The sequence below is a fragment of the Neisseria blantyrii genome (genome assembly GCF_962747855.1).
GTDB classification, from domain to species: Bacteria; Pseudomonadota; Gammaproteobacteria; order Burkholderiales; family Neisseriaceae; genus Neisseria; species Neisseria viridiae.
In genome coordinates, this window is sequence record NZ_CAUIZY010000002.1 from 201,962 (window position 1) to 214,350 (window position 12,389).

Sequence of the window (12,389 nt, forward strand, 5' to 3'; positions counted from 1 at the left end):
CTAGATTCCCGCTTTCGCGGGAATGACAGCGGAAAGGTTGCTGTTTTTCCGATAAATTCCTGCCGCTCTTCGTTTTTGGGATGGCGGGAAATAAAACAAAAGCGCGCGTATCAAAAAACAAAAATGCAAAGAACGGCGTTGGTATAGTGGATTAAATTTAAATCAGGACAAGGCGACGAAGCCGCAGACAGTACAAATAGTACGGAACCGATTCACTTGGTGCTTCAGCACCTTAGAGAATCGTTCTCTTTGAGCTAAGGCGAGGTAACGCCGTACTGGTTTTTGTTAATCCACTATAATTTTAAGGTTTGCGCCTTAGCTGCACTTATTCGCAAAAAAACCGCACGGCGTTGACCGTGCGGCTTGTTGTCTGAAGGCTTCAGACGGCATTGCTTACATCATGCCGCCCATACCGCCCATTCCCCCCATATCGGGCACAGCCGGTTTTTCTTCAGGGATTTCGGCAATCATGCAATCAGTAGTCAGCATCAAACCGGCGATAGATGCGGCGTGTTGCAGCGCGGAACGGGTTACTTTGGCAGGGTCGAGTACGCCCATTTCGATCATGTCGCCGTATTCGCCGGAACCTGCGTTGTAACCGTAGTTGCCTTTGCCTTCCAACACTTTGTTCACAACCACGCTGGGTTCGCCACCTGCGTTGGCAACGATTTGGCGCAGTGGAGACTCAACTGCGCGCAAGACGATTTGTACGCCTGCGTCTTGGTCGGCATTGCCGGTGTGCAGGTTTTCCAAAGCGGCACGGGCGCGCAACAGGGCGACACCGCCGCCTGCAACCACGCCTTCTTCAACGGCTGCGCGGGTAGCGTGCAACGCGTCTTCCACGCGGTCTTTTTTCTCTTTCATTTCGACTTCGGTAGCGGCACCAACTTTGATTACTGCCACACCGCCTGCCAGCTTGGCAACGCGCTCTTGCAGTTTTTCTTTGTCGTAATCGCTGGTTGCGGTTTCGATTTGTTGGCGGATTTCGGCAACACGCGCTTCGATTTGGGCTGCGTCGCCGAAGCCGTCGATGATGGTGGTGTTTTCTTTACCGATTTCGATGCGTTTGGCTTGACCCAAGTCATCCAAAGTCGCTTTTTCCAGAGACAGGCCGACTTCTTCGGAAATCACCGTGCCGCCGGTCAGGATGGCGATGTCTTGCAGCATCGCTTTGCGGCGGTCGCCGAAGCCCGGAGCTTTCACGGCAACGGTTTTCAGGATGCCTCGGATGTTGTTCACCACCAAAGTCGCCAAGGCTTCGCCTTCTACGTCTTCAGCGATAATCAACAGCGGACGGCTGGCTTTGGCCACTTGTTCCAACACGGGCAGCAAATCGCGGATGTTGCTGATTTTTTTGTCGAACAGCAAAACAAACGGGCTGTCCAGGCCGGCGATTTGTTTTTCCGCGTCGTTGATGAAGTAAGGAGACAGGTAGCCGCGGTCGAACTGCATACCTTCAACCACGTCCAGCTCGTTTTCCAAAGATTTGCCGTCTTCAACGGTAATCACGCCTTCTTTGCCGACTTTTTCCATCGCTTCGGCGATAATCGCGCCGACTTGTTCGTCAGAGTTGGCGGAAATAGAGCCGACTTGGGCGATTTCTTTAGAAGTGTCGCAAGGTTTGGCGATATTTTTCAGCTCGTCAACCAAAGCGGCGACGGCTTTGTCGATACCGCGTTTCAGGTCGGTCGGGTTCATACCGGCGGTAACGTATTTCATGCCTTCGGCAACGATGGATTGCGCCAATACGGTTGCAGTAGTGGTACCGTCGCCGGCTACGTCGTTGGTTTTAGACGCAACTTCTTTCACCATTTGCGCGCCCATGTTTTCGAATTTGTCTTTCAATTCGATTTCTTTTGCAACAGACACACCGTCTTTAGTGATGTGCGGGCCGCCGAAAGCGCGGTCGAGCACCACGTTGCGGCCTTTAGGGCCCAAAGTTACTCGTACGGCGTTTGCCAGAATGTTCACGCCGTTTACCATTTTTTGGCGGACTTCATTGCCGAACTGTACGTCTTTTGCTGCCATTTCAATTCTCCAAAAATCATTAAAACTGTCTGATAAAACCGTTTATGCCGTCTGAAGGCGGTTTGCCGTTTCAGACGGCATCGTGTCCGTATTTATTTTTCAACGATGCCGAAGATGTCTTCTTCGCGCATTACCAACAGCTCTTCGCCGTCGGCTTTGACGGTTTGGCCGCTGTATTTGCCGAAGATGATTTTGTCGCCGACTTTGACATCCAGCGGACGGCGCGCGCCGTCTTTACCGATTTTGCCCGCACCCACGGCGATGACTTCGCCCATATCGGGTTTTTCGGTGGCCGCACCCGGCAAAACGATGCCCGATGCGGTTTTTTCTTCAGCTTCCAAGCGTTTGACGACAACGCGGTCGTGTAAAGGACGGATGGTCATATCTATGCTCCGATAAAATGGTTTGAAAACAATCATCTGCCCGAACGGTTCGGACAGATTGAAGTGGAAACCGGGCTGCCGTCAGGCGGCTGCCCGTATAAGTCGGCAAAATTAGGGTGTGTGCGGGCAAATTCAAGTGAGGCGGAAAAAAATTTATTTCCGCCGTTTTTTATAGTGGACTAACAAAAACCGGTACAGCATTGCCTCGCCTTAGCTCAAAGAGAACGATTCTCTAAGGTGCTCAAGCACCAAGTGAATCGATTCCGTACTATTTGTACTGTCTGCGGCTTCGTCGCCTTGTCCTGATTTCCGTTCGTTTTCGGTTATTCCCGATAAATTACCGCCGTTTCTCGTCATTTCTTTAACCCTTCGTCATTCCCGCGCAGGCTTCGTCATTCCCGCGCAGGCGGGAATCTAGGTTCGTTCGGTTTCAGTTATTTCCGATAGATTCCTGCCACGTTAGGGGTTCTAGATTCCCGCTTTCGCGGGAATGACGCGGAAAGGTTGCTTTTCGTCATTCCCACGCAGGCTTCGTCATTCCCGCGCAGGCGGGAATCTAGGTTCGTTCGGTTTCGGTTTTTTCCGATAGATTCCTGCCGCGTTAGGGGTTCTAGATTCCCGCTTTCGCGGGAATGACGCGGAAAGGTTGCTTTTCGTCATTCCCGCGCAGGCTTCGTCATTCCCGCGCAGGCGGGAATCTAGGTTCGTTCGGTTTCGGTTTTTTCCGATAGATTCCTGCCGCGTTAGGGGTTCTAGATTCCCGCTTTCGCGGGAATGACGCGGAAAAGTTGCTTTTCGTCATTCCCACGCAGGCGAGAATCTAGTTTTTTAAGTTCCGGTTGTTTCTGATAAATTCTTGCAGCTTTGAGTTCCTAGATTCGTTCGGTTTCGGTTTTTTCCGATAGATTCCTGCCGCGTTAGGAGTTCTAGATTTCCACTTTTGCAGGAAGGACGCGGAAAGGTTGCTTTTCGTCATTCCCGCACAGGCTTCGTCATTCCCGCGCAGGCGGGAATCCAGTCTGTTCGGTTTCGGTTTTTTCCGATAGATTCCTGCCGCGTTAGGGGTTCTAGATTCCCGCTTTCGCGGGAATGACGCGGAAAGGTTGCTTTTCGTCATTCCCGCACAGGCTTCGTCATTCCCGCGCAGGCGGGAATCTAGTCTGTTCGGTTTCGGTTTTTTCCGATAGATTCCTGCCGCGTTAGGGGTTCTAGATTCCCGCTTTCGCGGGAAGGACGCGGAAAGGTTGCTTTTCGTCATTCCCGCGCAGGCTTCGTCATTCCCGCGCAGGCGGGAATCCAGTCTGTTCGGTTTCGGTCATTTCCGATAGATTCCTGCCGCGTTAGGGGTTCTAGATTCCCGCTTTCGCGGGAATGACGCGGAAAGGTTGCTTTTCGTCATTCCCGCATTTGTTAATCCACTATATTTCCGCCGTTTTTTTACATTTCCGACAAAACCTGTCAACAAAAAACAACACAATGCAAATAAAAACGATAATCAGCTTTGCAAAAATCCCCCCCCCTGTTAATATAAATAAAAATAATTATTAATTATTTTTCTTATTCTGCCAAATCTTAACGGTTTGGCTTAACTTCCCTTCATATACTCAAAAGGACGACTGAATGAACGCCCCATTGTTCCGCCTCAGCCTGCTCTCGCTTACCCTGGCGGCAGGTTTTGCCCACGCGGCAGGCAATGCCAATGTCGCATTGGATACCGTTACCGTAAAAGGCGACCGCCAAGGCAGCAAAATCCGTACCAACATCGTTACGCTTCAACAAAAAGACGAAAGCACCGCAACCGATATGCGCGAACTCTTAAAAGAAGAGCCGTCCATCGATTTCGGCGGCGGCAACGGCACGTCCCAACATATGACCTTGCGCGGTATGGGTCAGAACTCTGTCGACATCAAGGTGGACAACGCCTATTCCGACAGCCAAATCCTTTACCACCAAGGCAGATTTATTGTCGATCCCGCTTTGGTTAAAGTCGTTTCCGTACAAAAAGGCGCGGGTTCTGCTTCTGCCGGTATCGGCGCGACCAACGGCGCGATTATCGCCAAAACCGTCGATGCCCAAGACCTGCTCAAAGGCTTGGATAAAAACTGGGGCGTACGCCTCAACAGCGGCTTTGCCAGCAACGAAGGCGTAAGCTACGGCGCAAGCGTATTCGGAAAAGAGGGCAACTTCGACGGCTTGTTCTCTTACAACCGCAACGATGAAAAAGATTACGAAGCAGGTAAAGGCTACAAAAGTCCCAACGGCGGCAAAACCGTACCGTACAGCGCGCTGGACAAACGCAGCTACCTCGCCAAAATCGGAACAAGCTTCGGCGACGGCGACCACCGCATCGTGTTGAGCCATATGAAAGACCAACACCGAGGCATCCGTACCGTCCGTGAAGAATTTACAATCTTCGATCCCAATCCTAAAAACGACAGGCAGAAACCCTCATACCGCGAAACCACCCAATCCAACACCAACTTGGAGTACACGGGCAAAAACCTGGGTTTTGTCGAAAAACTGAACGCCAATGCCTATGTGTTGGAAAACAAACGCTATTCCGCCGATGACAGCGGCAGCGGTTACGCAGGCGGTGTAAAAGGCCCCAACCATACCCGAATCACCACTCAGGGTATGAATTTCAACTTCGACAGCCGCCTTGCCGAACAAACCCTGTTGAAATACGGTATCAACTACCGCCATCAGGAAATCAAACCGCAAGCGTTTTTGAACGGCGAATTTGCAATAACAGATAAAGCTGGTGCAACCCCGGCAGAAATACAAAAAAACCGTGACAATGAAAAAATTGTCAAAGCCTACCGCCTGACCAACCCGACCAAAACCGATACCGGCGCGTATATCGAAGCCATTCACGAAATTAACGGCTTTACCCTGACCGGCGGGCTGCGTTACGACCGCTTCAAGGTGAAAACCCACGACGGCAAAACCGTTTCAAGCAGCAACCTTAACCCGAGTTTCGGCGTAATTTGGCAGCCGCACGAACACTGGAGCTTCAGCGCGAGCCACAACTACGCCAGCCGCAGCCCGCGCCTGTATGACGCGCTGCAAACCCACGGCAAGCGCGGCATCATCTCGATTGCCGACGGTACCAAAGCCGAACGCGCGCGCAATACCGAAATCGGCTTCAACTACAACGACGGCACGTTTGCCGCAAACGGCAGCTACTTCTGGCAAACCATCAAAGACGCGCTTGCCAATCCGCAAAACCGCCACGACTCTGTTGTCATCCGTGAAGCCGTCAATGCCGGCTACATCAAAAACCACGGTTACGAATTGGGCGCGTCCTACCGCACCGGCGGCCTGACTGCCAAAGTCGGCGTAAGCCACAGCAAACCGCGTTTTTACGATACGCACAAAGATAAATTGTTAAGCGCGAACCCCGAGTTTGGCGCACAAACCGGCCGCACTTGGACGGCCTCCCTTGCCTACCGCTTCCAAAATCCGAATCTGGAAATCGGCTGGCGCGGACGCTATGTTCAAAAAGCCGTGGGTTCGATATTGGTGGCAGGTCAAAAAGACCGCAACGGCAAATTGGAAAACGTTGTACGCCAAGGTTTCGGTGTGAACGATGTCTTCGCCAACTGGAAACCGCTGGGCAAAGACACGCTCAATGTCAATCTTTCGGTTAACAACGTGTTCAACAAGTTCTACTATCCGCACAGCCAACGCTGGAACAATACCCTGCCGGGCGTGGGACGTGATGTACGCTTGGGCGTGAACTACAAGTTCTAAAACGCATATCCCGAAAAAATGCCGTCTGAAAGCCTTTCAGACGGCATCTGTTCTGATAATTTGATATAGGTTATCATTTATCCTTTTCTAAAGCCGTTCTGGTTTGTCCGACCGGCGGCTTTGCCCCAATATCCCCATTTTGGAGACACCTATGTTGCGTTTGACCGCATTGACCCTCTGCACCGTCCTCGCCTTGGGCGCGTGTTCGCCGCAAAATTCCGACTCTGCCCCACAAGCCAAAGAACAGGCGGTTTCCGCCGCACAATCCGAAAGCGCGTCCGTTACCGTCAAAACCGCGCGCGGCGATGTTCAAATACCGCAAAACCCCGAACGCATCGCCGTTTACGATTTGGGCGTACTCGATACTTTAAGCAAACTGGGCGTGAAAACCGGTTTGTCCATCGACAAAAACCGCCTGCCGTATTTAGAGGAATATTTCAAAACCACGAAACCCGCCGGAACTTTGTTCGAGCCGGATTACGAAGCCCTCAACGCCTACAAACCGCAGCTCATCATCATCGGCAGCCGCGCCGCCAAGGCGTTTGACAAATTGAACGAAATCGCGCCGACCATCGAGATGACCGCCGAAACCGCCAACCTCAAAGAAAGTGCCAAAGAGCGTATCGACGCGCTGGCGCAAATCTTCGGCAAACAGGCGGAAGCCGACAAGCTGAAGGCGGAAATCGACGCGTCGTTTGAAGCCGCGAAAACTGCCGCGCAAGGCAAAGGCAAAGGTTTGGTGATTTTGGTCAACGGCGGCAAGATGTCCGCCTTCGGCCCGTCTTCACGCTTGGGCGGCTGGCTGCACAAAGACATCGGCGTTCCCGCTGTCGATGAATCAATTAAAGAAGGCAGCCACGGCCAGCCTATCAGCTTTGAATACCTGAAAGAGAAAAATCCCGACTGGCTGTTCGTCCTTGACCGCAGCGCGGCCATCGGCGAAGAGGGTCAGGCGGCGAAAGACGTGTTGAATAATCCGCTGGTTGCCGAAACAACCGCATGGAAAAAAGGACAGGTCGTTTACCTCGTTCCTGAAACTTATTTGGCGGCCGGTGGCGCGCAAGAGCTGCTGAATGCAAGCAAACAGGTTACCGACGCTTTTAACGCGGCAAAATAATGAAACGGCGGCATTCGATGCCGTCTGAAACACGGATGCAAACCGCTTCCTGTGTTTCAGACGGCATTGCCCGATACGGAGGCTTCAAACAAGGCTTTCCGCTCCGACGGTTCGGACTGCCTTGTTTGAATCTTCTACGCCTTAACGCTTTTCCCTTCTGTTTATGACTGCCAAACCTTTTTCCCTCAACCTGACCAACCTCTTGCTGCTGGCGGTGTTGTTTGCCGTCAGCCTGTCGGTCGGCGTTGCCGATTTCCGCTGGTCGGATGTGTTTTCGCTGTCGGACAGCCAGCAAGTGATGTTCATCAGCCGCCTGCCGCGCACGTTTGCGATTGTGCTGACGGGCGCGTCTATGGCGGTGGCGGGGATGATTATGCAGATTTTGATGCGCAACCGTTTTGTCGAGCCTTCTATGGCGGGCGCGGGTCAAAGCGCGGCTTTGGGTTTGCTTCTGATGTCCCTGCTGCTGCCTGCCGCGCCGCTGCCGGTCAAAATGTCGGTTGCCGCCGTTGCCGCGCTAATCGGAATGCTGGTGTTTATGCTGCTGATACGCCGCCTGCCGCCGACGGCGCAACTGATGGTGCCTTTGGTCGGGATTATTTTTGGCGGCGTGGTTGAGGCAGTGGCGACGTTTATCGCGTATGAAAACGAAATGCTGCAAATGTTGGGCGTATGGCAGCAGGGCGATTTTTCGAGCGTGCTGCTGGGGCGGTACGAGCTGCTTTGGATTACGGGCGGTTTGGCGGTGTTTGCCTATCTGATTGCCGACCGGCTGACGATTTTGGGGCTGGGCGAGACGGTGAGCGTGAATTTGGGTTTGAACCGGACGGCGGTGTTGTGGTCGGGTTTGATTATTGTGGCTTTGATTACGTCGCTGGTTATCGTTACGGTCGGCAATATTCCGTTTGTCGGGCTGGTCGTGCCGAACATCATCAGCCGCCTGATAGGCGACAGGCTGCGCCAAAGCCTGCCTGCGGTGGCCTTGCTGGGCGCGTCTTTGGTGCTGCTGTGCGATATTTTGGGACGCGTGATTGTGTTTCCGTTTGAAATTCCGGTCTCTACGGTTTTTGGTGTGTTGGGTACGGCTTTGTTTTTGTGGCTTTTGTTAAGGAAACCTGCTCATGCCGTCTGAAAAAAATATCGGTTTTATGGCAGGAAGCAGCCGTCCGTTGTGGGTTGCCTTTGCGCTGTTGCTGGTTTCCTGCATCCTGTTTTTAACGCTCAACGTCAAAGGCGATTGGGACTTTGTCTTGCACCTGCGCCTGACCAAACTTGCCGCGCTGCTGATGGTCGCCTATGCGGTCGGCGTGTCCACCCAGCTTTTCCAAACGCTGACCAACAATCCGATTCTGACCCCTTCGATTTTGGGTTTCGATTCGCTGTATGTGTTTTTGCAGACCTTGCTGGTGTTTACGTTCGGCGGCGTGGGCTATGCTTCCCTGCCGTTGACGGGCAAATTCGGCTTTGAACTGGTTGTTATGATGGGCGGCTCGCTGCTGCTGTTTTACACGCTCATCCGTCAGGGCGGACGCGATTTGCCGCGTATGATTTTAATCGGCGTGATTTTCGGGATTTTGTTCCGCAGCCTGTCGTCGCTGCTTTCGCGCATGATCGACCCCGAAGAATTTACGGCGGCGCAGGCAAATATGTTTGCCGGATTCAATACCGTCCACAGCGAGCTTTTGGGCATAGGCGCGCTGATTCTGCTCGTCAGCGCGGCGGTCGTTTGGCGCGAACGCTACCGCTTGGACGTACACCTTTTGGGGCGCGACCAAGCCGTCAATTTGGGCATCAGCTACACGCGCAACACCTTATGGATACTGCTTTGGATTGCCGCGCTGGTGGCGACGGCGACCGCCGTTGTCGGTCCGGTAAGCTTTTTCGGGCTTCTCGCCGCCTCGCTTGCCAACCACTTTTCCCCTTCCGTCCGCCATTCCGTCCGCCTGCCGATGACGGTTTGCATCGGCGGCATCCTCCTGGTCGGCGGACAGACCGTATTCGAACACTTCTTGGGCATGAAGGCGGTATTAAGCGTGGTCGTTGAATTTGCAGGCGGATTGGTATTTTTATATTTGGTGTTGAAAAAGAAATAAATTAAACGTGTCCAAACACTCGCAAAAATTAAATTCAGGCCGTCTGAAACCTTCAGACGGCCTAAGCAAACCCATAAAGGACAACCCTCATGACACAAGAACGCCTCCCTTCATTCTTCGATGACGCCCCGACCATTACCGTCCAAGACGCATTGGCCGAATTCCTCGGCGCGGCCGAAAACGGCATCCTCACTTACCGCTACGCCGATGCCGTGCGCCTGTGCGGCCACTCCTGCCCGACCGTCGCCGGAGCCTACCTGATGGTCATCAAAGGACTCAAAGCCCTTTACGGCGCAGAGCTGCCGCAACGCGGCGACATCGAAGCCTTTATGCAGGGCGGGCGAGACGAAGGCACGACCGGCGTTACCGCTTCCGTCGTCCAACTCCTTACCGGCGCGGCACCCGAAACCGGCTTTGGCGGCGTAGGCCCAGCCGGACGCTTTGCCCGCCGCCACCTCTTGTCCTTTGGTGCGGGCGAAATCAACGGCACACTCGCGCTCCGCCGCCGCGATACCGGCAAAACCGTTGCCGTCAGCCTCAACGCCGCGCTCCAACCCTTTGCGCCGCAAATGCGCGACATCATGCCCAAAGCCGTCAGCGGCAGCGCAAGTGCCGACGAACTCAAACAATTCGGCGAACTTTGGCAAGAACGCGTCCGCGCCTTCCTGATTGACCAAGCCGACAATCCCGAATTTGTCACCGTCAAAGAAATCTAAAACGTCATAATCAATAAGTTTCAGACGGCCTTAAAACTCAAGGCCGTCTGAAACCCCAATTTCCTATTTTCGGACCCGCCTATGATTACCATCCGCAACGTCAGCCACACCATCGGCAGCAACCCCATCCTCAACGACGTCAGCCTCGACATTCCCGAAGGCGGCATTACCGCGCTGATCGGTCCGAACGGCGCAGGCAAGTCCACCCTCCTCTCCTTTATGGCACGGCTTCAGCCTCTGGTACACGGCGACATCAGCTACGCAGGCAAAGACATCAAAACCACCCCTACCGCCGAACTCGCCCGCACGCTCTCCATCCTCACCCAAGAAAACAGCATCATGAGCCGCATTACCGTGCGCGACCTGCTCATGTTCGGCCGCTATCCCTACCATCAAGGCAGGCCGTCTGAAACGGATAAAACCATCGTCGAAGAAGCGCTTGCCGAGTTCCACCTGCAAGACTTCGCCGACCGCTACCTGACCGAGCTTTCCGGCGGCCAACGCCAACGCGCCATGATTGCCATGGTGTTCTGCCAGCGCACCGACTACGTTTTGCTGGACGAACCGCTGAACAACCTCGACATGTATCATGCCCGCTGCCTCATGCAAATCCTGCGCCGGCTGACCGATGAACACAAACGCACCACCGTCGTCGTATTGCACGACATCAACCAGGCCGCCGCCTACGCCGACCACGTCGTCGCCATGAAAAACGGCAAAGTCGCCCTGACCGGCACGCCCGAAGAAGTGTTCACCGTACACAACATCAAAGAACTGTTCGACATGGATGTGGACGTACTCGACTACGAAGGCAAAAAACTCATCGTCCACCACATCTGAAGCTCAAAAAGAAAATGCCGTCTGAAAAGGGGCTAACTTTCCCAGTCGATGCCGCATATGCCGCCGTCGGCGAACAGTTTGACGGCCAGTATTTCGTCGCTTTTTTCTCGGTCTATCATGTAGTCCATCACAATCGAGTCGCAGTCTGGCAGTTCCTCCGTCCATAAAGAGATGCTCTCCAAACGCATGGCGCGGGCAAATTCTTCGGGGTTGTCGGGGTAGTCCGCATCTTCTATTTCAGTGATGTGGAAATTCAAATATTCGCCGTCTTCGGTTAAATATTCGGCAATGGCGGCTCGGGCCATTTTGTCCGCTTCTTCCAAACGCGCTAAAAACGCGGCGAATGCGTCTAATTTTTCGGCAGTCAGTTCATCGTCGCCGCCAGTCCATAAACAGACTTCGACGGTATCGCCGTTGACAGGCAGCTCGCGTTCCCAGCAAACGTCCGGTCCGTTTTCCGGGCTTCCTGCCGATAAGGTTTCAAAATAAGGATGTGAAACAGGCATAATTGGTTTTCCTTGAATTATTGGCGGGGTGGTGTTTTCCTGCCGTCTGAAAAGGGGTATTCCGCCTTTCAGACGGCATTTCCATTCCAAACGCTCAAACCGCCGCGTCCGAACGTTCACCCGTGCGGATACGGATTGCCTCCTCGACCGGCAGCACAAAAATCTTGCCGTCGCCGATTTTGCCCGAACGCGCCACCTCGACAATCACGTCAATCGCGCGTTCCACGGCGTCATCCGCCAACACCAGCTCGATTTTGACTTTGGGCAGGAAATCGACGGCGTATTCCGCGCCCCGGTAAATCTCCGTATGCCCCTTCTGCCTTCCAAACCCTTTAACCTCGCTGACGGTCATGCCCGTAATGCCGATTTCCGTCAACGCCTCACGCACGTCGTCGAGTTTGAACGGTTTGATGATGGCTTCGATTTTTTTCATAATTGTTCCTTTAGGATTCCATATTTGCATCTACGGAAATTCTTGAGTCGACATCCTGCGGGGATTACTGTCCGATAAAACAATGTGTTTGACATGCAAAACATACATATCAATGCCTCGTTGCTAAAATTGTTCGATTATGAACATTACAAAAAAAACAGCAGCCAAAAAGACGAAAATCCATGTCCAATACCGGTTGCGCAGAAAAAACAGGCTTGAGTTGTCTCTCACGCCGATTATTTCTCCTGTTTCATTGTCAGTATAGGTTTTTACTTTATCGGAAATAAACCACTTACTAAAGAAGTAGTTGCAAAGTGCAGCAATACAAAGGCTTAACATAAAAACGAAATTTGAGGAAATTGCATCTTTCAACCAATCTCCCAAGGCAAAACCACAGATAACTCCGATAATCAGAGACAAAACAACCAAAAGCCCCTTCCCACTCCAAACAATAAACATTGCATAACTCCTTCTTAGCTTGTCCAAACAATTTCAAAAGCGGACGTGATTTTACTATATT

11 protein-coding genes are annotated in these 12,389 nt (G+C 52.9%); 6 read left to right on the forward strand and 5 right to left on the reverse strand.

The window, feature by feature from the left end; all coding sequences use genetic code 11:
• Positions 1 to 393: 393 nt before the first annotated feature.
• Positions 394 to 2,028, reverse strand: coding sequence for a chaperonin GroEL (groL, locus tag Q9J80_RS03540; protein ID WP_304671678.1), 1,635 nt, complete (start codon positions 2,026 to 2,028; stop codon positions 394 to 396).
• A gap of 92 nt (positions 2,029 to 2,120) precedes the next feature.
• A complete protein-coding gene (groES, locus tag Q9J80_RS03545; protein ID WP_301674035.1) occupies positions 2,121 to 2,411 on the reverse strand; it encodes a co-chaperone GroES in 291 nt (96 codons plus the stop codon).
• A gap of 1,620 nt (positions 2,412 to 4,031) precedes the next feature.
• On the opposite strand from groES, the gene fetA reads away from it, so the two are divergent.
• The 6 genes from fetA to Q9J80_RS03575 all read left to right on the forward strand — a co-directional run bounded on the left by fetA (position 4,032) and on the right by Q9J80_RS03575 (position 10,930).
• Positions 4,032 to 6,164, forward strand: coding sequence for a TonB-dependent siderophore receptor FetA/FrpB (gene fetA, locus Q9J80_RS03550; RefSeq protein ID WP_304674152.1), 2,133 nt, complete (start codon positions 4,032 to 4,034; stop codon positions 6,162 to 6,164).
• Between the two features lie 151 nt (positions 6,165 to 6,315).
• On the forward strand, positions 6,316 to 7,281 hold the full coding sequence (locus Q9J80_RS03555; RefSeq protein WP_304674153.1) for a siderophore ABC transporter substrate-binding protein: 966 nt from the start codon (positions 6,316 to 6,318) through the stop codon (positions 7,279 to 7,281).
• A 163-nt stretch (positions 7,282 to 7,444) separates the two neighbouring features.
• A complete protein-coding gene (locus Q9J80_RS03560; RefSeq protein ID WP_002242016.1) occupies positions 7,445 to 8,413 on the forward strand; it encodes an ABC transporter permease in 969 nt (322 codons plus the stop codon).
• The gene (locus Q9J80_RS03565; RefSeq protein WP_304671674.1) at positions 8,403 to 9,374 is read left to right on the forward strand and encodes an iron chelate uptake ABC transporter family permease subunit; all 972 of its coding nucleotides are present in this window, start codon (positions 8,403 to 8,405) and stop codon (positions 9,372 to 9,374) included. The genes Q9J80_RS03560 and Q9J80_RS03565 overlap by 11 nt, the downstream gene beginning before the upstream one ends.
• Positions 9,375 to 9,463: 89 nt before the next feature.
• A complete protein-coding gene (locus Q9J80_RS03570) occupies positions 9,464 to 10,090 on the forward strand; it encodes an FmdE family protein (RefSeq protein ID WP_304672860.1) in 627 nt (208 codons plus the stop codon).
• Positions 10,091 to 10,171: 81 nt separating this feature from the next.
• Positions 10,172 to 10,930 carry an iron ABC transporter ATP-binding protein gene (locus tag Q9J80_RS03575; protein ID WP_304672859.1) on the forward strand — a complete coding sequence of 253 codons (759 nt, stop codon included), beginning with the start codon at positions 10,172 to 10,174 and terminating at the stop codon, positions 10,928 to 10,930.
• 32 nt (positions 10,931 to 10,962) lie between these two features.
• On the opposite strand, the gene Q9J80_RS03580 is transcribed toward Q9J80_RS03575, so the two are convergent.
• The 3 genes from Q9J80_RS03580 to Q9J80_RS03590 form a co-directional block, all read right to left on the reverse strand.
• Positions 10,963 to 11,436, reverse strand: coding sequence for a DUF2004 domain-containing protein (locus tag Q9J80_RS03580; RefSeq protein WP_003713577.1), 474 nt, complete (start codon positions 11,434 to 11,436; stop codon positions 10,963 to 10,965).
• A 94-nt stretch (positions 11,437 to 11,530) separates the two neighbouring features.
• Positions 11,531 to 11,869, reverse strand: a complete 339-nt coding sequence (locus Q9J80_RS03585) for a P-II family nitrogen regulator (protein ID WP_025456947.1) — start codon at positions 11,867 to 11,869, stop codon at positions 11,531 to 11,533.
• Between the two features lie 123 nt (positions 11,870 to 11,992).
• A complete protein-coding gene (locus Q9J80_RS03590) occupies positions 11,993 to 12,328 on the reverse strand; it encodes a hypothetical protein (protein ID WP_003754652.1) in 336 nt (111 codons plus the stop codon).
• Positions 12,329 to 12,389 lie beyond the last annotated feature (61 nt).